Source organism: Cyanobacteria bacterium FACHB-DQ100, assembly GCA_014695195.1.
Lineage (GTDB): Bacteria > Cyanobacteriota > Cyanobacteriia > Leptolyngbyales > Leptolyngbyaceae > Leptolyngbya.
In genome coordinates this window covers 25,215-47,672 of sequence record JACJNW010000035.1, presented here as the reverse complement: position 1 = coordinate 47,672, position 22,458 = coordinate 25,215, and the positions used below count along the sequence as shown (strand labels likewise).

Below are 22,458 nucleotides of genomic sequence, written 5' to 3'. Positions count from 1 at the left end.
CTGATGCTTCATGAGTCAGAGTTTTCTTATCCTTGCAAAATCTAGGCTGAACGGCTCAGCCGCACATACTACAATGGAATAGCAGCGCTTGTTGAAATTCAACTGAGTCGTCTAACCCGATCAGCTAAGAGTCATGTCATTGTCATCCACGCAACTTCCCCCCGCACTCGATCGCATTGTGCAACGCTTAGCGCGATCGACCGAACCCAAACGCAAGTACGAGCTTCTCATCACCCTGGCTCAGCGTCTTAAGCCGTTTCCAGAGTCGGAAAAAATGCCAGAAAACAAAGTTTCAGGCTGTGCATCGCAGGTCTTTGTGGTGGCGAATTTGGCAGACGGAAAAGTGCAGTTTGAGGGCGATTCGGATTCGCAGTTGGTGAAAGGATTAGTGGCGCTATTGGTTGAAGGACTCAGCGGATTGCCCCCGCAAGAAGTCGTCGATCTCTCGCCGGAATTCATCAAGGCGACGGGACTGGATGTGAGCTTAACTCCTTCGCGGGCAAATGGGTTTTATAACATCCTGGCGAAAATGAAGCAGAAATCGCAGGCATTTATTGAATAAGCGATCTCCCTGAGTCGATCGATAACCTTGCAACCTGAGCGGCTTGAATTTGAGCTGGTTCGGCTCAGGCTTGTGCGTATTCTGCTGCAATCGTGTCACAGCACAGAGAACGGGATCAGCCGCAACAGTAAAAATCCCACGATCGCACAGCCGAGCGAAAATCCCAAAACTTTTAATCGCCCCTGCCAATTTCCCTCGATCGTCCAAAGCAGCAGGCTTGCGATCGTCATCAAGCTGCCCAGAATCGCTGCTATACCGCCAATCCAGGCAAGCGTCACCCAAAAGATAATCATCGTCTCCCCTCAGATGTACGGGTATCCCCCAGGTTATTACCCCAGTGGCGGATGGTCGTTTTGTCAAATGCTTGTTATCTTTTTTAATATCAAGTTCGGAATTTAGATTTATTTTAGGGAATCCCCAAAAGAATCAACCGAGTTTGTTCAGGATAAACCCCATTGACTTTTAAGTCATTGAATCCTGTAATTGGTCTACTCTCTTTTTATCTGGAGCGTAATTGCTATGAGTCAACCTGTTGAACTTTCCTTGGAGCAACAATTCAGCATTCGATCGTTTGAAACTCAGGTTCAGCAAATGAGCCGTGAGCAAGCGCAAGAATTTCTTGTGAAACTCTACGAGCAGATGCTGATGCGTGAGACGATGTATCGTCACTTCCTCAAACAGCAGTGGGGCTTGGAACCCGATTCGTCGACAATCTAAGTCTGTTTCTAATCTTGCGGGCGACCTCGAACTTTTGCTTGATTCTGAAGGCTTAGAAAGAAGCAGGGGTGTGGGGCGTTTACCCAAGATTCGCTTCCAAAAGTTAATCTAGAGCACTCGTAAAACGCTCGCTACTTTTTCAACCGTGTCCATCTGCTCAATTTGGCTGAGTGCTGCACGGAAATTTCCTTCCTGAACTTCATGGGTCACGACCACGATCTCGGCGGCTCCATCTCGAATTCCCGCCTGAACGACAGATTCCAAGCTGACCTCATGATCTCCGAAACAGGTGCCAAGCTTTCCAATAACTCCCGGATAATCTCGCGTTAAGAACCTTGCATAAAAGCGGGTTGAGAGTTCTTTCATGGGCGCGATCGTGCAGTAATGCTGATGTGAACACGCTAAGAGTGGATCAAGCACAGAGGATTCTCCGCGCTGAGTGGTACGCTCAACTTTCAGCAATGCCGCGATATTGAGGACATCTGCAACCACAGCGCTGGCGGTTGGGCCAGCTCCTGCTCCTCGCCCAAAGAACATTACTTGTCCGATTGGATCGCCTTCGATCAAAATCGCGTTATAGACATCGTTAACGCTGGCAAGTGGATGCGCTTTCGGAACCAGTGTGGGGTGGACTCTGACTTCAAGTTCATCGCTTGATTTGCGTTTCGCGATCGCCAGCAATTTGATCACGAATCCGAGTTTTTCGGCGTAGGCAATCTCGATCGCGCTGACATTCCGAATGCCTTCGCAATAGACTTCTGGCAGTTTGATTCGTCCGCCAAATGCAAGAGATGCCAAAATCGCGATTTTATCCCCAGCGTCTAACCCATCGACATCGGCAGTGGGATCAGCTTCGGCATATCCAAGCTTTTGAGCATCGGCAAGAATTTCGGCAAAGTCACCGCCTTCAAGCTGCATTCGGGTGAGGATGTAGTTTGTCGTGCCGTTGACGATGCCTGTTACCGTGTTGATCCGATTCGCGCAGAGCGATTGTTTGAGCGGTTCGATTACCGGAATTCCGCCGCCGACTGCTGCTTCTAGCAGGACGTAAACGCCCGCTTCCGATGCGGCTGTAAAAATTTCAGCGCCAAATCGGGCGATCGCAGCTTTATTCGCGGTGACGACGTGCTTCTTGTTTGCGATCGCTTTCAGCATTAGCGATCGAGCGGGTTCTAAACCGCCCATCACTTCGACCACAATATCGATTTCTGGGTCGGTCACGATCGACTCTAAATCGGTCGTGAGCAGTTCTGACGGAACGATGCGGGGTTTGTCAATCGATCGCACTCCGACTTTATGAATCACAATCTCTTGCAGTAACGGGTGACGTTGAGCCGGATCACGGAGAATTTCAACTGTTCCAGTCCCGACCGTTCCCAATCCCAACAAACCGACTTTAAACGCCACAGCTTTTTACCCATTCACGACAGATCTTCAATTTTATGGGAAGGCTGGCATTCGCGGGAAATCGTGTTTGTTGCGAGATCACTATACGGAATGTCCTCGCTCCTTATAAAATGAGACCTTGCACGTACTTTATTTAGATTGAGACGCAATGGCAGAGACACTCTTCTTTAATGCCCTTCGGGAAGCGATCGACGAAGAAATGGCAAAAGACCCGACGGTTTTGGTGATGGGAGAAGATATCGGTCATTACGGCGGCTCCTACAAAGTCACGAAGGATTTATATAAGAAGTATGGGGATCTGCGGCTGCTCGATACGCCGATCGCTGAAAACAGCTTTACCGGGATGGCGATCGGCGCGGCAATGACCGGATTGCGCCCGATTATCGAAGGTATGAACATGGGCTTTTTGCTGCTGGCGTTCAACCAGATCTCGAATAATGCGGGGATGTTGCGCTATACGTCGGGTGGGAACTTCAAGATCCCGATCGTGATTCGCGGCCCTGGTGGAGTCGGTAGCCGCTTAGGTGCAGAACACTCGCAACGGCTGGAAGCTTATTTCCAAGCGGTTCCCGGATTGAAGATCGTTACGTGTTCGACTCCCTACAACGCCAAAGGATTGCTGAAGTCGGCGATTCGAGACGATAATCCCGTGCTGTTTTTTGAGCACGTTCTGCTTTACAACCTGAAAGAAGACCTGCCGAGCGAAGAATATTACCTGCCGCTTGATAAAGCTGAAGTCGTGCGAAAAGGCAAAGATGTCACGATTCTGACGTATTCGAGAATGCGGCATCATGTGATGCAGGCGATGAAGACGTTAGATAAAGAAGGGTATGACTGCGAAGTAATTGATTTGCTTTCGCTCAAGCCACTGGATTTTGAGACGATCGGTGAATCAATCTGCAAAACGCATCGCGTGATTATTGTGGAAGAATGTATGCGAACTGGGGGAATTGGAGCGGAACTGACCGCTTCGATTAACGATCGCTTCTTCGATGAACTCGATGCGCCCGTGTTGCGGATGTCTTCGCAAGATATTCCGACTCCTTACAATGGAACGCTTGAGGCTTTAACGATCGTGCAACCGCCGCAGATTGTGGAAGCGGTTCGCAACATGGTTCCGTTGAAGGTTTAGAAGGGAGTTGAAGTCACTGGCAAACTGCCCCCTAAATCCCCCATTCTGGGGGACTTTGACAATAAGTAATTTTGGGATTCCAGGAAATTTTTGACATTCAAAGTCCCCCAAATTTGGGGGATTTAGGGGGCTGAAGCCGACTGAAACGAAGCGATCGACAACTCCTTCTAGAAACTGGCACTCATCCACGAGCGATCAAGACTCATCGACGAGGATTCGAGACTCGTGCGTGAGTGATCAACACTCGTGGGCGACGATCAAAGACTCGTGAATGAGTGATCAATACTCGCCAACGACGATCGCAGACTCGTGAATGAGTGATCAACACTCGCCCGCGAGGATCAAACACTCGTGCGTGAGTCATAAAGACTCGTGAATGAGTGATCAACACTCGCCAACGAGATTAAATGATTCATCAGCGAGTATTGGAACTTGATTAAGAAACGGATGCAGGAGTCGGGGCTTCTTTCGATGCTCTGGAGCGAGTGGCTTTGAAGCGTTCGCCTAACTGATCGGCAACGGCTTTGAGTCCCGGAGTCTTTTTAGAGGCGGTTTTGATGTAGTCGTAGACAGTGAGGCTATCGGTCATCGCTTCGCTGCTCACCGAGATTAAGGTATCGTCTACTTTTTCGGTGAGTTGTTGCAGTCTCAGAAGCACTTCGGTCAGGGTGGTCGCGAGTTCATAGTTGCTGCGGAACTTGTCGAGATCGAAGCTGGCAGGGAGAATATCGGGATTGGATTGAGCGGCGATCAGGCTGTTGTTGACAAACGAGAGGCTTTTGTTGCCCATCTTGAACAGCTTGCGGCGTTCTTCGGTGCTGAGATGCACTAGAAACGGCATCTGGGCTTCGATCGTCGCAAGGGCGGCTTTGATTTCTTCGAGGTCGGTGTCTGAAAGCTGGGCGGGAAGATTCTGGGATGCCATCGGGTAGAGCTGCTTTAGGGATAGAAAGGTATACCGTCTGAGGATGCCCAATGGAATCAGCGATCGCACTCGATCTCTGCTGATTCCGCGTTACTGAATTACGGCAAAGCCTGCTGTTATGGCTTCCAAAAGCAGGTTGACTCAGCAATTGCCATTCTGCAACACGCCATTACCTGTGGTTGAGTAATACCAGATTGATTTGTGGATGCGACAGATTCTCGCCCCCTAAATCCCCCATTCTGGGGGACTTTGAGTATGATCTGTCGCATTTTATGTCTAATTCGGTATAAATTGAAGAGAAATTTCGTCGGCAAGACGATCGATTCCAAGCGCTCCTCAACCCCGACTAATCGATCGTGCAGTGCCACTTCCAATCCTTGATCGCCATCGCCTCATACCAAATTGATTTTTGAGTGCGACAGATCCTTCGCCCCCTAAATCCCCCACGAGTGGGGGACTTCAAGCCTAAATCTGTTTCGGATTCTCAAAGTCCCCCAGTATGGGGGATTTAGGGGGCGAAGGATCTGTCGCATTAATAAATTGATTCGGTATCAGATTGATTTGATCGTGAAGCGCTGTCAGTATACTTGTGCGATCGCAGCCTACAACTCAGAAGACGAAAGCCGACCTTCGATCAATTCACCTCTAGAGATGCCAACACAAAGCGCGATCGCTCATCTTTCCAATCAGGCGTTTTTGTTGCTGAAACCGTATCGAATGCAACGTCATACAAAGAAAGCGCTATCATAGCCTTTGTCATAATAAAGACTGGCTATGGGACGGCAACGAGGATTATTAATACTGATTTTGGTGCTGGTGCTGGGTTCGCTCTACATCATCTTCGATCAGCGCCATTTTCCAGCCCTGCTCGGCTTGGATTTGCGCGGCGGATCGCAGATTACGATCCAGGTCAAGCCAACGGGTGATGTGCAAAGAATCACGCAGCAGCAGCTAGAAGACGTGCAGCGCGTGATCGAAGGTCGGATTAACGGATTGGGCGTGTCCGAACCGCTCGTTCAAACGGCGGGCGAAGATCAAATTTTAGTCCAGTTGCCCGGAGTCAACGACCCGGAACAAGCCGAGCGCGTTTTAGGCGGCACCGCACAGCTTGACTTCCGGGCACAAAAAGCCGGAACCGAAGACAGGCTCCGGATCGAACAATCGATCCGCCAAGAGTTCCTCAGAAAGCAAGCCGAACTGCGTAAATCCGACGACGCAAAAGCGATCGAGGAAAATCAAGCCGCGATCAAACGCAGCAACGAAGCGATCGCGTCTCTATTTGATCCACCCGCGCTAGTCGGTAAAAATTTACAGAACGCTTTTGCAGAATCCGCCCCTGGCTCAGATGCGTTTAGCGTCGGACTGAAATTCGACCAGGAAGGCGGCGACAAATTCGCCCAGCTGACGAAAAGCTTAGCGGGAACGGGTCGATCGCTGGGCATCTTCCTCGATAACGGATTAATCAGCTACCCGTCTGTGGGTGCAGAATTCGCTCAAACCGGAATTACAGGCGGAGGAGCCACGATTACCGGACGCTTTACCGCTCAAGAAGCAACCGACTTAGCGGTGCAATTACGCGGGGGTGCGTTACCGTTCCCGGTCGAAGTCGTTGAAAACCGCACCGTCGGCGCAACTCTGGGACGCGATAGTATTCAGAGCAGCATTTACGCAGGAATCGGTGGATTGCTGTTGGTTCTCGGCTTCATGATTGTGTATTACCGATTGCCGGGTGTAATCAGCGCAATTTCTCTGATCATCTATGCGCTCTTAACCTATGCCGGATTCAAGCTCTTAGGCGTGACCTTGACACTGCCTGGAATCGCCGGATTCATTCTCAGTATCGGGATGGCGGTTGATGCGAACATTCTGATTTTTGAGCGGACTCGTGAAGAGTTACTTGCTGGAAAGACGCTGTATCGATCGGTCGAATCCGGCTTTTTCCGCGCCTTCTCCAGCATTCTTGACAGTAACGTGACGACTGCGATCGCCTGTATTGCCTTGATTTGGTTCGGTTCAGGACTGGTCAAAGGATTTGGCGTAACGCTGTTGTTAGGGGTTGCGATCAGTATGTTCACCGCAGTCACTTGCAGCCGCACACTGATGATGTACGCGATTACGTTTCCGGGACTCCGCAAGCCAGCATGGTTCTGTCCCAATCTGCATAAAGCTAAACAATCGATCTCGGAGACCACTTGATGAAACTGAATGTCATTCGCCAACGGGGATTGTGGTGGACGATTTCTGCCCTCTGTATTCTTGCCGGCATCATTGCGATGGTGATTCTGCAAACTCAAATTGGTACGCCGTTGCGTCCGGGGCTTGACTTCAAAGGTGGAACGCGGCTTCAGGTAGAACTCGATTGCAGTCAGCCTGGAAACTGCGACAAACCGATTAGCCTCGACGCGATCCGCGAAGTGCTGCGCGATGAGAATCTAGGAGATGCTAGTCTGCAGCTCGTCGGTCAAGACCAGCGCGCTGCTTTGATTCGGACGAATACGCTCAGCGTAGATCAGCGCACTAAACTGCAAGCAGAACTCGAATCAAAAGTCGGTAAGTTTGATGCGAAAAAAACGCAGATCGACACGGTTGGGCCGACGATCGGGCGACAACTGTTTCAATCTGCCCTAGTCGCACTGATCGTTTCCTTTGCAGGTATCACGCTCTACATGACGTTCCGCTTTGAATTGGATTACGCGCTCTTCGCCATCATCGCGCTGTTCCACGACGTTTTGATCACGGTCGGCTTCTTCGCGATTCTCGGACTCACCCCGTTGAAAACCGAAATCGATAGTTTATTTGTCGTGGCGCTGTTAACGATCGTCGGTTTCTCGGTCAACGATACGGTGGTGATTTACGATCGCGTCCGCGAAACAATCCAACTTAATCCCGGTCGGCATATCAACGAAATCGTGGATGATGCGGTAAATCAGACGTTAACACGATCGCTCAATACGACATTAACCGTCTTGTTAACGCTGTTTGCGCTCTTTTTCTTCGGAGGAGAAACGCTGAAGAACTTTGCCCTAGCGTTGATTATCGGATTTACGATGGGAGCGTATTCAAGCATCTTTATTGCCAGTACATTGTTAGCACTGTGGCGTGAAAAGCGGGGACGCGCATTTGCGCCTGTGACGGCTGAGGCGACTAGCGATTAGATTGAAGAATATGACACCTCCTGACTCACCCGAAGTCGAACTTGATCCAAAATTTCAAGCGGCAGTTCAACGTCTGCATCGATCGACGGTGATCGGGCGGTGGCTTGTGGCGATCGGGTTGTGGCTAACGATCGGGGCATGGAGCCTCTGGGAGCTGCGCTACCCGATTTCACTCATGCAGGACTATTTCACTTGGGCAGCCCTACGACACGGGCTGATCTCGAATTTGCCTGCGACTGTCGGACTCGGATTCTGTATTGGCATGACGCTGAGCGTATTGATTTGGCAGAGCCGGAATATTCTATTTGGGTTGCCGATCGAGGAGCAGCAAAAGCTCGAACAAACCGTCTTAAAAATTCGCCAGCAAGGGCAAAGCCACCCGATGTGGAAGTGGATCGAACCGAGCGAGAAATCTTAAATCAGAAAGAGGATCGCAGCCCAAAATATCGCTACGGTATAAGAGCGAGTTCCGAGAGGTGATATGCAGGAATCTGGGCGAAATTCTTCGGTTATAGTGGCGCTCCAATTTGGAACCATTGCCGCAATTTTGGCTGCGATCGTCATTAATGCACTCTCTAATTTCTTCCCGCTGCGAGGATTGAGCATTGGAGCAGTCGCAAACACGATTCTAGGCGGTGTACGGATTACGCCAGCAAATTATGCGTTTGCGATTTGGGGCGTGATTTATCTTGGGCTGATTGGTTTCGGAATTTATCAAGCATTACCGTCTCAGCGTTTTAATTCCCATTTGCTGAAGTTACGCGCTCCAATCATTTGGGCATCTCTCTTTCAAATTGTTTGGGTGTATGCCTTTCAGTTGCAGCAGTTTTGGTTATCTGTTGCACTGATGTTCGGAATTTTGATTAACCTGATTGCTGCCTACTTGTGGTCTAGATTCCCCAATAGCCGCGTTCCGCGTGAGGAAAAATGGTTAGCTCAGGTTCCAATTAGTATTTACTTGGGCTGGATTAGCGTTGCGTCGATCGTGAATGTTGCGTCTGCTTTGTATGCTTCGGGCTGGACTGGAGCGGGGATTGATGGCACGATCTCGACAGTGATCATGATTTTGATTGCCGCAGCGATTACAGCCGCGATCGTGATTCGATATCGAGATGTTGCATTTACAGGTGTGATCATTTGGGCATTGTTGGCGATCGCCGTTCGTCAGTTTGCTCAATTTGCAATTTCAGTCACGGCGATTGGCAGCGCGATCGCGTTGGTTCTGCTGTTCTTTTCTAGAAATCGTTCTCGTGGGACATGACTAGAAATCTTGCACCTGCTTGAATTAGTCTAGAGTCGAATTTCCACCGATGGCATTTGATTACTCGATCGATTTCACTCAGGTCAATTTCAGAGAGCACCCGGAGCTCTACCGCGTTGGAAAAGGCGAACAAGGCGTTCTGTTAGTCGAGCCTTACAAAAGCGAGATTCTGCCACACTGGAGATTCAAGACTCCAGAGATTGCGCGAATTTCAGCCGATAAGATCTATCAGCTTTTTCAAGACTATAAAGCGCAAGGTGATTTTGTCGGCATGGACATGGCGCGGAAATTTTTGCAGATGGGATACACTCGATCGCGCCGCTACGCAAACCACAAATCCGGGCGCAAATACGCCACCGATAAAACCGTACTGCCCCGTGAAGAAGACCCGATCAAAGCCGAATCCGCCAAGATTTTTTACGAAAAGTGGCAGCTTGCAAAACTTGATCCCGGCTACATCACACAACTGACCGCGCATCGCCAGCGCTACGAAGATGTGAAATAGTTGAAAGTGGTAATTCTTGCTCTTTACTATGTCTGAATTTGTGTCTGAATTTGTGTCTGACTCTGTGCATCTTCGGTTACTGGAAAATCCCGGAGTTCTGTGGCAACGCACGATCGAGCAAACGCAACACGCGCTTTCTTGTGGCGCACTCCTTTCAATTCCAACCACTCACGAATTTATCGAGCAAGCAGGCGCGAAATTTCTCGTCCGCACTGTCACCAATCTGATTCGCAAAGAAGTCTCCGACCTGAAGCAAAAACAAGAAGAGATTGCAACTGGAAAACCGATTAATCCATTTCTTCCCTACGATCGCGATTTATTTGTTGTTGATATTTCTGACACTCACGTTTGTCTTTTGAATAAATTCAACGTTGCCGATCATCACCTATTAATTATTACTCGTGCCTTTGAAGAACAAGAAGCTTTATTAACGCTGGACGATTTTGCAGCACTATGGGCATGTTTAGCCGAAGTGGATGGATTAGCGTTTTATAATGCCGGCTCAGTGGCAGGAGCAAGCCAGCGTCACAAGCATCTACAACTGGTTCCATTCCCGTTTGTTGAGGGAATTCGTTTACCGATCGACCCCTTAATTAACGCTGTAAATTCTGCCGATCGCATTACCACAATTCCCGAATTTCCCTTTATTCATGCCTTCACAAAACTTGATCGAATTGATACCGCTAAGCAACTTTTAGAACGCTATTGGGAGTTACTCGAAGCCGTAAGAATTGATTCTAATCAAATTATACAATCGGCTCCCTATAACTTTTTAGCAACGCGAGAATGGATGATGATTGTGCCACGATCACAAGCCGAATATAGTGCGATCGCGGTGAACTCTCTTGCCTTTGCAGGTGCGCTTTTAGTCCGAAACTCCGAGCAACTCGAAACGCTGAAACAATTGCGTCCGCTAAATTTTTTAAAGAACGTTGCGATCGCGTCCTCATCCTCAGCAGGCTAACCATAATTGGGGAATAGCCTCCATGAGAATCCTTATGAAACACGATCAATTTATAGTGCCGCCCAATCAGAAAATTAAGCTAAAGGACTACGATCCAGCTCATACAGATGGCTTAAGAGATAAAGTAGCGGCTCAAGCCGAGCTTCAGACAGGCGTTCAGAAGCTCGCAAAATATCAAGACATTCTCTATGCTCACGATTCCTACGCCTTGTTAATTCTATTTCAAGCGATGGATGCGGCCGGAAAAGACAGCACTATTAAGCACGTCATGTCAGGGATAAATCCTCAAGGCTGCCAAGTCTTCAGCTTCAAAGCCCCTTCTTCAGAAGACTTAGATCACGATTATTTGTGGCGATCGACGAAAGCTTTACCCGAACGCGGGCGCATTGGAATTTTCAATCGCTCTTATTATGAAGAAGTTCTAGTGGTGCGGGTTCACCCAGAATTGCTAGCAAAGCAAAAGCTACCCAAAGAAGCACTAGGCAAAGATTTTTGGGAGAAGCGATTTAAGCAAATTAATCACTTTGAAGAATACTTAGTTAACAACGGAGTCATTGTTCTAAAGTTCTTCCTAAATGTCTCGAAAGAGCAGCAGAAAAAGAGATTTCTCGATCGAATTGAGCAGCCCGAAAAGAACTGGAAGTTTTCCGCCACGGATGCAAAAGAGCGGCAACATTGGGACAAGTATATGGAAGCTTACGAAGAGGTGTTCAGCCATACCAGTACAGATCATGCACCCTGGTACATCATACCAGCCGATCATAAATGGTTTACTCGTCTGGCTGTCTCCAACATCATCATCAGTAAACTCAAGTCCCTGAATTTGTCCTACCCCGAAGTCAGCGAACAGCATCGACTAGAACTACTCGAAGTCAAAAAACTTTTAGAAAGCGAAGGCTAACTTTGTTCAAAAGCAAGGGGCGATCGGGATTCAAAAGTCTCGATCGCCCCTCTTTGTTGATGCGAAATTTAAGCTTATGCTTCCTTCTCTGCTTTTGCCGCAGCTCGCTCGATCTTGTGGCTAAACGTGATTAACGCTTTACCCAACGTATGCATCGGGCCTTTCACACCACGACCCGCTTCGTCGCCGATCGCGTTGGTTTGCTCGCCCAGTTTCGCCAGCACTTCTACAATTTGGCTTGCTTCGGTCTTTTTACCCTTCAGAAGTTTTTTCAATTCTTTCAGGGATGCTGACAGTTCTTTGATGTTTTCTTCCTTGTGACCCTTGAGAAAATCCACCCACTCGTCGATCGAGTCGATCGCTTCTTCGGACTCAATTTCAGTAGGATCGCCATGTAAAATTTCAGTCAAAGATTCAATATCTGGTGCGTTATCCACCTCAGAATTTGCTGATTTTTTTGCAGTTTTTGGCTCTTTTTCAACTTCAGAAGAATGCGCTTCTTGTTGCATTGTTTTTTCGTCTTTAGCTGCCATAAATTCCATTCCTTCTAAGTTTTAGTAAGATATAGCATCACAATAAAATTCGTTACATTGGTTTCCCTCTGTCAAAAGAAGCGACCTCGATCACACTCTAGACAGAGTGCAATCACATTAGGAATATGACGCAGATCACAGCCTAAAACTAATTCAAATGCCGTCCACATAAAGACTGAATATCTGCGTAATTTTGCCGAATTCGTACCAGCATAAATTCGATCAGTACCGTAGATCGACGATGGTTTTACAATGCCTCTCTACAGAAAATAGATTCAACGCTGATGTGAACCTTGATCTTGTGGTGGATGATGGCAACTCAATCTTCTTTACGTTCTCGCGGGATGGAATTACTGGTTTCGTATCACCAAAATCCCTCGGTGAAACTCCGCAATCAGTTGGTACAAATGAACGCAGGTTTGGTTCGTAAAATCGCTCATCGGGTAAGTCATCAATGTGCAGAACCCTACGAAGACCTTGAACAAATTGGCTACTTAGGGCTAATTCGAGCGATCGAACGCTTTAACCCAAACCAGGGTTGCGCCTTTAGCTCATTTGCGGTTCCTTATATTCGGGGTGAAATGCTGCATTTCCTCCGCGATCGAGCCGGTACGGTAAAAATTCCCCGTCGCTGGCAGCAATTAAACAAAGAAGGTCAGAGAGTTCGAGAACAACTGATGGAGGCGTTCGGGCGTCAACCGAGCGACGAAGAGATTGCAGATGTCCTGAAAGTGTCCGTCAACGAATGGCGCGAAAGCAAACTGGCGGCGAAGAACCGCTTACCGCTAAGTTTAGATGCGACGGTTTGCCAGCAGTTAGATTCGCCGATGACGCTAGGTGACACGCTGCCTGATGCCCGCTATCAAGCCTTGCAGGTGCTTGAGGAGGATCGCCAACAGTTGCAGAGGGCGCTCAACCAGCTTGAAGATAAAACGCGCCAAGCGATCGAATATGTTTTCCTGCATGATTTGTCGCGCAAAGAAGTGGCGGAACAAATCGGAGTCAGTCCGATGACGGTGACTCGTCGCATTCATCGCGGCATCCAACAAATGGTGGGATTGCTCCATCCGCAAGTGTTGCAGACTGATCCCTAATTCCTACGCCTTAGTTTCCATCGATCTATCAAGTCACCGGATTGAGAATTTCAGTTCGGTGTTTCTTGTCGAATGGGGTATGAAATTCGCCCGATCGTGTCAGTCGGTTCGCTGCATGAGAATCATCTAATTCTTAGAAGGGGATCTCAATGCCTGCTGAATTGCCGCCGCTGCAAGCGGAGCCATAACAGCATAACCCTTTGAATTGGGATGCAGTCCATCGTCTGACAAATCGGCTCTCAGCCTGCCTTGGGCATCTAGCATTGCGCTGTAATAGTCTAAATAAGAGCAATACACGGCAGCGCAGTATCCTTTAAGCCATTGATTCAGCGCCTCAATCTTTGTGGGTGGTCGCCCTGGCGAAATCTTGTTTGCAGCATAATCATGAATCGGCAGCACAGACGCAAACACCACGCGAATCTGATGCGCTCTTGCTAACTCTGCGATCGACGCATAATTATCCTGAATTTGGTCCAAGGTCATCGCACCCGTATTGCCCGCAATATCATTTGTTCCTGCGAGAATTATGACTACACGCGGCTTCAGTGCAATCACATCCGGACGAAATCGAATCAGCATCTGAGGAGTCGTCTGCCCAGAAATGCCTCGGTTGATATAGGGGCGATTGGGGAAATAGGCAGAGAGATTCCAAAACTGGGTAATAGAATCGCCAAAGAACACGGCTCGATTCTCATCCATTGTGGTAGGTAACAAACTAGCGTTGGCTTGTCTATAAAGGTCTAGCTGTGCCCAATCTTGCAGACGCTGTTGTAGCTGCTGAATCTGTTGGCGCAGTTGGTCTGGGGTTTCTGACCCAGGAGTCTGGGCGGCAGCGGGCGGTTTGAACATAATCAAATTGACCACTGTCGCCAAAATGAAGATAAAGAAGCGATGCATGGATGTATTTGGACGCTGAAAGTGCGATGTGGGTAGTGGAAAACGTGCAGAAAAGGCTACGATCGTTTCCGACATATAATAATGAGCTAGCGAATCGGTGTCCCCCTTATCGCTCTGCTTTTGTATAGAGTAGATGTAACTCCCAGCTCAGACTTACAGATTCAGTCTTACGCTTTCTTTCGGGAAATTGCATTTTCCTTCACAAGAAATCGGGATGACAGGATTTGAACCTGCGGCATCCTGCTCCCAAAGCAGGCGCGCTACCAAGCTGCGCTACATCCCGTAACTAAGCTTTGACATTATAACGCGATGTTTAAGATTGCACAATCAAAATCTTTCAACTGAGCAGGAGAGAAGCGCAGAACCGCCTCTCCCCTTAACGTTCACTGATTATTAATGATGGTGATATCCATGATCGTGTGCATGGTGATGCCCGTGATCATGATGATGGTGAATTTCTCCGTGAACGGGAACAACCGCTGCCGCTTGCTCAGACAAAAGCGATTCAATCTGCGGATCTGCCCATGTTGCAACCATCTTTAGAAAGTCAGGATTGTCATTCACGCAAGGCATCCTGACATATTTCACATCTGAGTGCTTGCGATGCAGCTTCTCGATAATGTGTTCAACATCTAGCAGCGTTTCGTGGTTTTCGGTGGCAAAGCCGATCGGCATAAAGACGATCGCTTTCGCGCCGAGGTTGATCAGGTTTCTTGCTGCAAGATCAGCGTTGGGTTGCGTCCATTCAATCAGCGGCGTTTGGTGATTCAACCAGCCTACTGAAATCAGCGGATAGCGATCAATCAAGCGATCGCGCACTTTGTCGTAAAGCGCTTGGCTCTCGGTGATGCCGGAGGTGAATCCTTTTGCTTTATGGGGGCAGCCGTGATTCATCAAAACAATGCCGATCTGCGAGGGAAGATAGGCTCCAGCGAGATCAGAGTGAATTTGAGATTCGACTAACCGCGCCATCAAGTCGATATATTCGGGTCGATCGAAAAATGAGGGAATATAGCGAGTCCCTTTCAGCCAATGTTCGCCATCATCGACTGAATTTTCTAAAGCTTTGTTCACCTGCTCGACGGCAATCCCACTGGTAAAAATAGAATCAACGACCAGTAAGGGATAAATCAGAACTTTTGTGAATCCCTGATCTTTAATCTCGGCTAATACTTGTTCAGGTAAGAATGGCTTACAGAAGTTAAACGCCTTGAAAACTTGGACGCGATCGCCCCATTTTTCTTGCAGTGCGGCTTCGACTCCTGCACGTTGCTGTTCAAAGATCGCATTATGGGGAGAAACAAACTGACCGTGCTGATGTCCCCACTCGTGCAGATCGAAGACTGCTAAAAGCTTTGCTAAAGGTGGATAAACCCAGGTAGGGACAGGTGCAAACTTTGCAGTCAGGAGATTTAAAGCTTGTTCGTTGTAATTTGCGAAGTCTTCGTAGCTTTCGACCTCGCCATATCCCATCAGCAGTACAGCTACCCGCTCTGAGTTGGAAGATACATGATGAGAGTGAGAATGTTCGAGCTTTTCTGGAGTCGCGACCACGGTGTAAAACCCCTTGCTTTCGTAGAATGTCTTGGTCTAGCTTCAGGCTAACATCCCCCACCGGGGGACGGAGCGGATTAGTGAAATATTGTTACCCAGAGTAATGGAAATTCTTATTTGTCCAGGAATGCACCCGCCTGCGCTCACCGATGCGTTTCTCTCAAAGCTATCTTTGGGAAACTGTCAGGTTTTTCCGTCTGACCGCTTCCCCGTTTATTCACCCCGGCATCTTCTCGATTTCTTTTCCCCGCAGGACGCAGTGCTGATCATTGCGTTTAGTGCTGGAGTCGTGAGTGCGATCGCAGCGGCTAGAATATGGCAGCGCCAAGGAATCCGGATTGCAGCGCTGATTGCGATCGATGGTTGGGGCGTTCCTTTATTCGGGGAGTTCCCGATTCACCGGGTCAGCCATGATCACTTTACTCACTGGAGTTCTCTAATGATGGGGGGAAACGCAACTCATTTCTACGCCGATCCACCCGTTGAACATCTGATGCTATGGCAATCTCCCACAACGGTTAAAGGAATTGTTAAACCCTCGAATGCTGTAGTTACGGCTGCAACTTTCATTAGTGAGATCATTAGTGAAATCGTTGAGCATTACAAGCTAGATTAAAGTTATGAATTCCAGACAGGACTCTTCCCTTAGTTCAGCCACAACACAAGCTGGATTAATTAGGATTCTCCTGATGGGTAACGATCAATGTTACGGAGCTTGAAATGATGTCAAGATCTTCTGACGCAGCGATCGTCCGCTAGATTTCAAACGTCTGACGCAGCGGGAATTCTTGAAAAGATTTCCTCAGTCTTTCTCTCGACACAGATAGGGATCAGCTTTACACTATATTTCTATTACTTGCATCCTACGATACAAAAATCTTCCAATTTATCCAATCGCGCGTACTCGAAGAGGTTACTCCAGTGCAGTTGCAGCAACGATCAGCAGTCCAAAAGGTGACGGGTGCTTTTGCTTTAATCGATAGTCTTAGTCGCCACGGTGTTAAGCACATTTTCGGATATCCAGGCGGGGCAATCCTGCCCATTTACGACGAGCTTTATCGGGCTGAACAAGCTGGAATCCTCAAGCACATTCTTGTGCGTCATGAGCAGGGAGCCGCTCATGCAGCCGATGGATACGCTCGTGCAACCGGACAAGTGGGAGTTTGCTTTGCAACCTCTGGCCCTGGTGCGACCAATCTTGTCACCGGAATCGCCACGGCTCACATGGACTCGATTCCGATGGTGATTGTGACCGGACAAGTTCCGCGCCCCGCGATCGGCAGTGATGCTTTTCAAGAAACCGATATTTACGGGATTACTTTACCGATCGTCAAGCATTCCTACGTTGTGCGCGATCCGCGAGAGATGGCGCGAATCGTTGCCGAAGCGTTTTACATTGCAAGCAGTGGACGACCGGGGCCTGTGCTGATCGATGTGCCGAAAGATGTCGGTGTTGAGCAATTTGATTATGTTCCCGTTGAGCCAGGTTCGGTGCGCTTGACGGGTTATCGTCCGACGGTAAAAGGCAATCCGCGCCAAATTGGGCAGGCATTAAAGCTGATTCGGCAAGCGCAGCGTCCTTTGCTGTATGTCGGTGGTGGCGCGATCGCAGCAGGCGCACACGCAGAAATCAAAGAACTGGCAGAGCGCTTCAAGCTACCTGTCACCACAACTCTGATGGGATTGGGTGCCTTTGATGAGCATCACCCGCTCTCGGTTGGAATGCTGGGAATGCACGGCACGGCTTACGCAAACTTTGCGGTGACTGAGTGCGATTTGCTGATTGCCGTAGGAGCGCGATTCGACGATCGTGTGACTGGAAAGCTGGACGAATTCGCCTCTCGCGCCAAAGTGATTCACATCGATATCGATCCGGCAGAAGTGGGTAAAGTGCGTTTGCCAGATGTGCCGATCGTGGGTGACGTGAAGCAAGTTCTAACGGATTTGTTGGAGCGTAGCAGCGAAGAAGGTGATCCCGCGAACCCGACGCAGACCGAAGCGTGGCTTGCAAGAGTCGATCGCTGGCGCGAAGATTATCCGCTCGTTGTGCCGCAATATCCGGGGGTGCTGTCGCCGCAAGAGGTGATTTTTGAAATCGGACAGCAAGCCCCGAACGCCTTTTATACCACCGATGTAGGACAGCATCAGATGTGGTCGGCTCAATTTCTCAAGAATAGCCCCCGCCGCTGGATTTCTAGCGCAGGGCTAGGAACGATGGGCTTTGGAATGCCTGCGGCGATGGGTGCAAAAGTGGCAGTTCCAGACGAAGAAGTGATCTGTATTAGCGGTGATTCCAGCATTCAGATGAATATTCAGGAGCTTGGAACGCTGGCACAGTACGGCATCAACGTCAAAACCGTGATTATTAACAACGGTTGGCAGGGCATGGTGCGCCAATGGCAAGAAGCGTTCTACGATGAGCGCTACTCGAATTCCAATATGCAGGTGGGGACACCAGATTTTGTCAAATTGGCAGAGGCATTCGGCATCAAAGGCATGATTGTGGAGACGCGGGAAGAGTTGCAAGCTGCGATCGCCGAGATGATTGCTCACCCTGGTGCAGTGCTGATGGATGTCCGCGTGAAGAAGGATGAAAACTGCTATCCGATGGTTCCATCTGGTAAGAGCAATGCTCAAATGATGGGATTGCCTGAACGCAAACTTTTAGAGCGGGCAGCAGAAACGATCGAATGTAGGAATTGCAGTACAGAGAACGTTCCGACCAACAAGTTCTGCCCGAACTGCGGCACGAAGATCTAAAGACCTAAGCGATTTTGGCGGCGGTTTCCTTCAGGCTGATTGAGTCTGTGTATGAAACCGCCGCTTTTTAATAGTATGAGAAGCGATCGATCGCTTCTCATACCAAATTGATTCGTGAATGTGTCAGATCCTCGCCCCCTAAATCCCCCATTCTGGGGGACTTTGAGTACAATCTGTCGCGTTCTATGTTGAATTCGGTATCAAACTACTGAGTTGAGCGCTGGGGACATTGAGATACTAAAGATTGGTTGATCGACCAAATCGGCAACTGTGCAACTTGATCGATCGTTTGTTCAACATAGGGGCGATTGTTGGGCGCGATCGCAGTTCCGAAATAGCCTTTATCCCCGCTATGCTCATGCGAGCCACTACTGCATACCGTGAATCGCCCTTGCCGAAAAGCTTGATTGATCGGAGAACCCACTGTCCAATTCCAGCGCGACGGGAAAAGCACATAGCCCAGCGTTGGCACTAAGTCTTGCTGACCTTGAAAATGATAAATGTGGTCTACCTGATCAAATCCGGCTTTCCCGTCGAATGCTCCTCCGATCGAAACCACGGTTAATCGAGCATTCAACCATTCAGCAAGATAAGGAGTTACCCCCAGTGCGACTTGAGCACCACCACTGGTACTGATCAAAATTAAGTTAATCCGCTGCTTGGAAATGGGGTGAGCCGCATTCATGCGATCGACGATCGTGTCTGCAATTCCCATACTGTAGACCGGACTATAGCGATAGTCGGATGAAATTGCAAACCTCCAGAGGTTACGAAGGGGAATCAGAACGCTACCAAGCAATTCGTCGTTATCCCTTGCTAGTTTCCACAGCGGCTGAAACACTCGCTCACTGCCTAAATCTCGATTTGCGACTGAGTAAGGAAAGACATCTTTTACTGCAACACAACTTTGATGTTGTTCGACAAGTCGATCGAGGAAGTATGTTTCACCTGCCGTGATTTCATCGGGCGAAAAGTTGCCGATTCCGGGTAGGAATACAATGTAACAATCGATCTTTGCGCCTGAGGCGCTTTGAGGTAAATCAGAGACTGGGTTCGACCCCGGCGCTGTGACCCAACCTAGACTTTCAGCATTCTGGTTGAGCCACCACACGATCGTACCCACGGGCGCAACCACTCCCCACAGGATCAAAAATCCACCCATTGAGACGATAAGCTTGAAGGTCGAGCCTCTTAGCTCTCGACCAATCTCTTGAACGGTGCGGTTGATCCACTGCCACATTTGAACTTTTTTATGAAAGTGCTGTTACGGATCACTATCTCAGCCCCTTGTCAGCAAATGAAGTTTCGCAGGATAGATTATGAATGAACGTGCTACTCAGGCAGGAATTTGGCAGACCATTCGTGCTGCGCTGACCTTGAATGCTCAGCTTTATGAAACGGCTCAAAATACGCCCAAAACGCATCGACTCGCTTTTACGATCGTTCTTCTCGCTGCTTTGTCTCGCGCTCTCGGCAGTGCGGCCATCCTGCTGCTGACGCGAACTACACCCTTCACTTTTATCCTGGTTTTACTGCTGAATGTTTTGAGTGTGATTGTCAGTTACTATATTTGGACGTTTACGATTTGGAAAATTGGACGGTGGCTAAAGTCCGACGCACCGAGTTATCGCGCCCTACTTAGCCCGATCGGGTTTGCCTATTCGCCGCAAATTCTCAACTTTTTGACGCTGATTCCATTGTTAGGAAGCGCGATCGAGATAATACTCGCGGTCTGGACATTGATGGCTGTGATTGTGGCAGTCCGTCAAGCGTTAGATGTTAGCACTCGTCGGGCTGCCTTGATTTGCCTGCTTTGTTTCCCGATCATTCAGATTGCGATCGGTGTAATTCAAGCGGCACAACAGCTCATTGATTAAAACTGCTTGAGGAATCTCAAATCACTGCTGTACAAACGGCGAATATCATCGATTTGATGCAGCACCATTGCCAGCCGCTCCACTCCAAATCCAGCCGCGAATCCTGTGTAAACTTCCGGATCGTAGCCCACGGCTTTCAGCACATTCGGATCGACCATGCCACAGCCGAGGATTTCGAGCCAGCGTCCTTTCCATTTCACATCCACTTCTGCGGAGGGTTCGGTGAACGGAAAGAAACTTGGACGGAACCGGATTTCGACCTCGCCAAACAACTCCTGTAAGAAGACTTTGATCGTTCCTTTGAGGTCAGTAAAGGTTAGACCTTCATCGACGGCTAGAATCTCGATTTGGTGGAACACTGCCGAATGAGTTGCATCGACTGTATCGCGGCGATAGGTTCGACCGGGAACTGCCACGCGAATGGGCGGATCATTGGCTTCCATGTAGCGAATCTGCACCGGAGACGTATGTGTTCTCAGCAAGTTGCCGTCTGGCAGAAAAAGTGTGTCTTGCATATCTCGCGCAGGGTGATCCGGCAAGAAGTTCAGCGCCTCGAAGTTATAGTAATCGGTCTCGATTTCGGGGCCTTCTGCGACGGTGTAGCCCAGTCCTACAAAGATATCGAGGACTTGATCGATCGTGCTGTTCAACGGGTGCATCCGTCCCTGCGATCGCGCCACTCCGGGCATGGTGACATCGATCGTTTCCGCTTCGAGTTGCGCCGCGATCGCTGCCGTTTGCAGAGCCGCTTTTTTCTGGTCGATCTCGATTTGGATTGCTTCTTTTACCTCGTTGGCGCGTGCCCCGATTCTGGGACGTTCTGCCGGATCGAGTTTGCCCATGCCGCCAAGAACTTGCGGAATTGGCCCTTTTTTGCCGAGATACTTGACCCGCAATTGTTCAAGCTGATCGAGCGATGGGGTTTCGGCGATCGCGCTTTTCGCTTCTTGCCGAATGGCATCTAATTGTGATTCAAGTTCGTTCGGTTGAGCCGCCATAATCAGTAGTTTATAAGTCCTAATTCGCGTCAAAATGAACTGCGAACTTGTTTATTGTAGTGGAAAGCATGAGACTCCTGATCAGCAACGATGATGGTGTTTACGCGCTCGGCATTCGGACGCTGGCGAATACTCTGGCAGAGGCGGGACATACGGTGACGGTGGTGTGCCCCGATCGCGAACGATCGGCAACCGGACATGGGTTAACGCTGCATGATCCGATCCGCGTGGTGCAAATGGATCAGGTGTTTCATCCGGCGGTAAGAGCGTGGGCGTGTTCGGGGACACCCTCGGATTGTGTGAAGTTAGCGATTTGGGCATTGCTGGAGGAGAAACCGGATTTTGTGCTTTCCGGAATTAATCACGGGTCGAATTTGGGAACGGATGTGCTGTATTCGGGAACGGTTTCGGCGGCAATGGAAGGCGTGATCGAAGGGATTCCGAGTATTGCGTTTAGCCTCACCAGTTTTCAGTCGCAAGAGTTTCAGCCTGCGGCGGATTATGCCTGTACGCTGGTGCAACAGTTGGAGAAAGATCCGTTGTCTGAATTGATGCTGCTGAATGTGAATGTTCCGGCGATCGAGCGTGATCAAATTCGGGGTGCGATTCTGACTCGTCAAGGCGTGCGGCGCTATACGGATGTGTTTGAGAAGCGGGTTGATCCGCGAGGCAAGATTTACTACTGGCTTTCGGGTGAACTGCTCGAAGATGTCGAAGATCCAGACATTCCCAATGAAGGGATTCCAACAGATGTGGAGGCAAATCGCGATGGATATATCACCGTCACGCCACTGCATTACAATCTCACCTCTCCACTGGGCTTAAAGCTGATGAAAGATCGAGATCTCAGTCTCTAAGCACGATCGTTCCAGCCTAGAGGTCGATCGTTCGTGGCTCAGGCACGATGGTTTTCCGCTTAGGGGTCGATCGTTGGTGCTTTGAGGGGCAAGTTTCCTGCTTAGAGATCGATCGTTGTTGGTTTCTAGCACGATCGTTTCATCTTGGAGATAAATTGTTGGCGCTTTGAGGGGCAAGTTTCCTGCTTGGAGGTCGATTGTTCTCGCTTTTAACTCCAACATTCAGGCTTTTTACAGAAATGTTGGGTTGTTTCGCGATCGTTAACCTCTGATTGGTTGATCGAAGCTGCGATCGTGGAAGTTGCGGGAGAGGTCAGGTTGATCGCATAACTCACCCGAATCAGAAATCAAAGCCCCGT

General features: G+C 49.2%; 26 protein-coding genes and 1 tRNA gene. 16 read left to right on the top strand and 11 right to left on the bottom strand.

Annotation, left to right across the window (positions count from 1 at the left end; translation table 11 throughout):
• The first annotated feature begins 133 nt into the window (after positions 1-133).
• Positions 134-562, top strand: a complete 429-nt coding sequence (locus tag H6F51_20180) for a SufE family protein (GenBank protein MBD1824790.1) — start codon at positions 134-136, stop codon at positions 560-562.
• A gap of 95 nt (positions 563-657) precedes the next feature.
• On the opposite strand, the gene H6F51_20175 is transcribed toward H6F51_20180, so the two are convergent.
• On the bottom strand, positions 658-855 hold the full coding sequence (locus H6F51_20175; GenBank protein MBD1824789.1) for a hypothetical protein: 198 nt from the start codon (positions 853-855) through the stop codon (positions 658-660).
• A gap of 226 nt (positions 856-1,081) precedes the next feature.
• On the opposite strand from H6F51_20175, the gene H6F51_20170 reads away from it, so the two are divergent.
• Positions 1,082-1,279: an NblA/ycf18 family protein gene (locus H6F51_20170; GenBank protein MBD1824788.1), complete on the top strand. Its 198-nt coding sequence runs from the start codon at positions 1,082-1,084 to the stop codon at positions 1,277-1,279.
• A 108-nt stretch (positions 1,280-1,387) separates the two neighbouring features.
• Here the strand turns inward: H6F51_20170 and H6F51_20165 are convergent, their stop codons facing one another.
• Positions 1,388-2,686: a homoserine dehydrogenase gene (locus tag H6F51_20165; protein ID MBD1824787.1), complete on the bottom strand. Its 1,299-nt coding sequence runs from the start codon at positions 2,684-2,686 to the stop codon at positions 1,388-1,390.
• Between the two features lie 148 nt (positions 2,687-2,834).
• Between H6F51_20165 and H6F51_20160 the strand changes: the two genes are divergently transcribed.
• On the top strand, positions 2,835-3,818 hold the full coding sequence (locus tag H6F51_20160) for an alpha-ketoacid dehydrogenase subunit beta (protein MBD1824786.1): 984 nt from the start codon (positions 2,835-2,837) through the stop codon (positions 3,816-3,818).
• Between the two features lie 202 nt (positions 3,819-4,020).
• On the opposite strand, the gene H6F51_20155 is transcribed toward H6F51_20160, so the two are convergent.
• Together H6F51_20155 and H6F51_20150 are read right to left on the bottom strand one after the other, a co-directional pair.
• Entirely contained in the window at positions 4,021-4,182 is a 162-nt protein-coding gene (locus H6F51_20155; protein MBD1824785.1) for a hypothetical protein, read from the bottom strand.
• 72 nt (positions 4,183-4,254) lie between these two features.
• On the bottom strand, positions 4,255-4,743 hold the full coding sequence (locus H6F51_20150) for a hypothetical protein (protein MBD1824784.1): 489 nt from the start codon (positions 4,741-4,743) through the stop codon (positions 4,255-4,257).
• A 567-nt stretch (positions 4,744-5,310) separates the two neighbouring features.
• Here H6F51_20150 and H6F51_20145 point away from each other — a divergent pair.
• The 8 genes from H6F51_20145 to H6F51_20110 all read left to right on the top strand — a co-directional run bounded on the left by H6F51_20145 (position 5,311) and on the right by H6F51_20110 (position 11,529).
• Positions 5,311-5,493, top strand: coding sequence for a hypothetical protein (locus H6F51_20145; protein MBD1824783.1), 183 nt, complete (start codon positions 5,311-5,313; stop codon positions 5,491-5,493).
• Positions 5,494-5,517: 24 nt separating this feature from the next.
• Positions 5,518-6,939: a protein translocase subunit SecD gene (gene secD, locus H6F51_20140; GenBank protein ID MBD1824782.1), complete on the top strand. Its 1,422-nt coding sequence runs from the start codon at positions 5,518-5,520 to the stop codon at positions 6,937-6,939.
• Positions 6,939-7,898, top strand: a complete 960-nt coding sequence (secF, locus tag H6F51_20135; protein ID MBD1824781.1) for a protein translocase subunit SecF — start codon at positions 6,939-6,941, stop codon at positions 7,896-7,898. The genes secD and secF overlap by 1 nt, the downstream gene beginning before the upstream one ends.
• A gap of 10 nt (positions 7,899-7,908) precedes the next feature.
• Entirely contained in the window at positions 7,909-8,316 is a 408-nt protein-coding gene (locus H6F51_20130) for a hypothetical protein (GenBank protein MBD1824780.1), read from the top strand.
• Positions 8,317-8,379: 63 nt separating this feature from the next.
• Positions 8,380-9,159 (top strand): tryptophan-rich sensory protein, encoded by a 780-nt coding sequence (locus H6F51_20125; protein MBD1824779.1) that lies wholly within the window; start codon positions 8,380-8,382, stop codon positions 9,157-9,159.
• A gap of 49 nt (positions 9,160-9,208) precedes the next feature.
• Entirely contained in the window at positions 9,209-9,664 is a 456-nt protein-coding gene (locus H6F51_20120) for a DUF4385 domain-containing protein (GenBank protein ID MBD1824778.1), read from the top strand.
• Between the two features lie 28 nt (positions 9,665-9,692).
• On the top strand, positions 9,693-10,628 hold the full coding sequence (locus H6F51_20115) for a phosphorylase (GenBank protein MBD1824777.1): 936 nt from the start codon (positions 9,693-9,695) through the stop codon (positions 10,626-10,628).
• A gap of 34 nt (positions 10,629-10,662) precedes the next feature.
• Positions 10,663-11,529, top strand: coding sequence for a polyphosphate kinase 2 family protein (locus H6F51_20110; protein ID MBD1824776.1), 867 nt, complete (start codon positions 10,663-10,665; stop codon positions 11,527-11,529).
• A gap of 74 nt (positions 11,530-11,603) precedes the next feature.
• Here H6F51_20110 and H6F51_20105 read toward each other — a convergent pair whose 3' ends face one another.
• Positions 11,604-12,062, bottom strand: coding sequence for a hypothetical protein (locus tag H6F51_20105; protein ID MBD1824775.1), 459 nt, complete (start codon positions 12,060-12,062; stop codon positions 11,604-11,606).
• A gap of 311 nt (positions 12,063-12,373) precedes the next feature.
• Between H6F51_20105 and H6F51_20100 the strand changes: the two genes are divergently transcribed.
• Entirely contained in the window at positions 12,374-13,156 is a 783-nt protein-coding gene (locus H6F51_20100; protein ID MBD1824774.1) for an RNA polymerase sigma factor SigF, read from the top strand.
• Positions 13,157-13,282: 126 nt separating this feature from the next.
• Here H6F51_20100 and H6F51_20095 read toward each other — a convergent pair whose 3' ends face one another.
• The 3 genes from H6F51_20095 to H6F51_20085 all read right to left on the bottom strand — a co-directional run bounded on the left by H6F51_20095 (position 13,283) and on the right by H6F51_20085 (position 15,607).
• Complete coding sequence (locus H6F51_20095) at positions 13,283-14,053, bottom strand: capsular biosynthesis protein (GenBank protein MBD1824773.1); 771 nt, start codon at positions 14,051-14,053, stop codon at positions 13,283-13,285.
• Positions 14,054-14,262: 209 nt separating this feature from the next.
• Positions 14,263-14,336 (bottom strand) — tRNA-Pro (locus tag H6F51_20090).
• Between the two features lie 110 nt (positions 14,337-14,446).
• Entirely contained in the window at positions 14,447-15,607 is a 1,161-nt protein-coding gene (locus H6F51_20085) for a ferrochelatase (protein ID MBD1824772.1), read from the bottom strand.
• 103 nt (positions 15,608-15,710) lie between these two features.
• Between H6F51_20085 and H6F51_20080 the strand changes: the two genes are divergently transcribed.
• Together H6F51_20080 and ilvB are read left to right on the top strand one after the other, a co-directional pair.
• Positions 15,711-16,223: a hypothetical protein gene (locus H6F51_20080; GenBank protein MBD1824771.1), complete on the top strand. Its 513-nt coding sequence runs from the start codon at positions 15,711-15,713 to the stop codon at positions 16,221-16,223.
• Positions 16,224-16,528: 305 nt separating this feature from the next.
• Positions 16,529-18,367 carry a biosynthetic-type acetolactate synthase large subunit gene (gene ilvB, locus H6F51_20075; GenBank protein MBD1824770.1) on the top strand — a complete coding sequence of 613 codons (1,839 nt, stop codon included), beginning with the start codon at positions 16,529-16,531 and terminating at the stop codon, positions 18,365-18,367.
• Between the two features lie 205 nt (positions 18,368-18,572).
• On the opposite strand, the gene H6F51_20070 is transcribed toward ilvB, so the two are convergent.
• Positions 18,573-19,607, bottom strand: a complete 1,035-nt coding sequence (locus H6F51_20070) for a hypothetical protein (protein MBD1824769.1) — start codon at positions 19,605-19,607, stop codon at positions 18,573-18,575.
• Between the two features lie 79 nt (positions 19,608-19,686).
• Here H6F51_20070 and H6F51_20065 point away from each other — a divergent pair, with 79 nt between their 5' ends.
• Complete coding sequence (locus tag H6F51_20065) at positions 19,687-20,244, top strand: YIP1 family protein (protein ID MBD1824768.1); 558 nt, start codon at positions 19,687-19,689, stop codon at positions 20,242-20,244.
• Here H6F51_20065 and pheS read toward each other — a convergent pair.
• Positions 20,241-21,242, bottom strand: a complete 1,002-nt coding sequence (gene pheS, locus H6F51_20060) for a phenylalanine--tRNA ligase subunit alpha (protein ID MBD1824767.1) — start codon at positions 21,240-21,242, stop codon at positions 20,241-20,243. The two genes, H6F51_20065 and pheS, sit on opposite strands and share 4 nt — an antisense overlap.
• A 68-nt stretch (positions 21,243-21,310) precedes the next feature.
• Here pheS and surE point away from each other — a divergent pair, with 68 nt between their 5' ends.
• On the top strand, positions 21,311-22,099 hold the full coding sequence (gene surE, locus H6F51_20055; GenBank protein MBD1824766.1) for a 5'/3'-nucleotidase SurE: 789 nt from the start codon (positions 21,311-21,313) through the stop codon (positions 22,097-22,099).
• Here surE and H6F51_20050 read toward each other — a convergent pair.
• Complete coding sequence (locus tag H6F51_20050; GenBank protein ID MBD1824765.1) at positions 22,064-22,321, bottom strand: hypothetical protein; 258 nt, start codon at positions 22,319-22,321, stop codon at positions 22,064-22,066. The two genes, surE and H6F51_20050, sit on opposite strands and share 36 nt — an antisense overlap.
• Positions 22,322-22,458: the final 137 nt, after the last annotated feature.

Coding starts and splice junctions, on each gene's coding strand:
- H6F51_20160 (MBD1824786.1), top strand. CDS start 2,835: ATGGCAGAGACACTCTTCTTTAATGCCCTTCGGGAAGCGATCGACGAA.
- secF (MBD1824781.1), top strand. CDS start 6,939: ATGAAACTGAATGTCATTCGCCAACGGGGATTGTGGTGGACGATTTCT.
- H6F51_20175 (MBD1824789.1), bottom strand. CDS start 855: ATGATTATCTTTTGGGTGACGCTTGCCTGGATTGGCGGTATAGCAGCG.
- H6F51_20120 (MBD1824778.1), top strand. CDS start 9,209: ATGGCATTTGATTACTCGATCGATTTCACTCAGGTCAATTTCAGAGAG.
- H6F51_20070 (MBD1824769.1), bottom strand. CDS start 19,607: ATGTGGCAGTGGATCAACCGCACCGTTCAAGAGATTGGTCGAGAGCTA.
- H6F51_20125 (MBD1824779.1), top strand. CDS start 8,380: ATGCAGGAATCTGGGCGAAATTCTTCGGTTATAGTGGCGCTCCAATTT.
- H6F51_20095 (MBD1824773.1), bottom strand. CDS start 14,053: ATGCATCGCTTCTTTATCTTCATTTTGGCGACAGTGGTCAATTTGATT.
- H6F51_20115 (MBD1824777.1), top strand. CDS start 9,693: ATGTCTGAATTTGTGTCTGAATTTGTGTCTGACTCTGTGCATCTTCGG.
- H6F51_20065 (MBD1824768.1), top strand. CDS start 19,687: ATGAATGAACGTGCTACTCAGGCAGGAATTTGGCAGACCATTCGTGCT.
- H6F51_20110 (MBD1824776.1), top strand. CDS start 10,663: ATGAAACACGATCAATTTATAGTGCCGCCCAATCAGAAAATTAAGCTA.
- H6F51_20130 (MBD1824780.1), top strand. CDS start 7,909: ATGACACCTCCTGACTCACCCGAAGTCGAACTTGATCCAAAATTTCAA.
- H6F51_20155 (MBD1824785.1), bottom strand. CDS start 4,182: ATGACTCACGCACGAGTGTTTGATCCTCGCGGGCGAGTGTTGATCACT.
- pheS (MBD1824767.1), bottom strand. CDS start 21,242: ATGGCGGCTCAACCGAACGAACTTGAATCACAATTAGATGCCATTCGG.
- H6F51_20080 (MBD1824771.1), top strand. CDS start 15,711: ATGGAAATTCTTATTTGTCCAGGAATGCACCCGCCTGCGCTCACCGAT.
- H6F51_20105 (MBD1824775.1), bottom strand. CDS start 12,062: ATGGCAGCTAAAGACGAAAAAACAATGCAACAAGAAGCGCATTCTTCT.
- surE (MBD1824766.1), top strand. CDS start 21,311: ATGAGACTCCTGATCAGCAACGATGATGGTGTTTACGCGCTCGGCATT.
- H6F51_20050 (MBD1824765.1), bottom strand. CDS start 22,321: ATGTTGGAGTTAAAAGCGAGAACAATCGACCTCCAAGCAGGAAACTTG.
- H6F51_20180 (MBD1824790.1), top strand. CDS start 134: ATGTCATTGTCATCCACGCAACTTCCCCCCGCACTCGATCGCATTGTG.
- H6F51_20150 (MBD1824784.1), bottom strand. CDS start 4,743: ATGGCATCCCAGAATCTTCCCGCCCAGCTTTCAGACACCGACCTCGAA.
- H6F51_20100 (MBD1824774.1), top strand. CDS start 12,374: ATGGCAACTCAATCTTCTTTACGTTCTCGCGGGATGGAATTACTGGTT.
- secD (MBD1824782.1), top strand. CDS start 5,518: ATGGGACGGCAACGAGGATTATTAATACTGATTTTGGTGCTGGTGCTG.
- H6F51_20170 (MBD1824788.1), top strand. CDS start 1,082: ATGAGTCAACCTGTTGAACTTTCCTTGGAGCAACAATTCAGCATTCGA.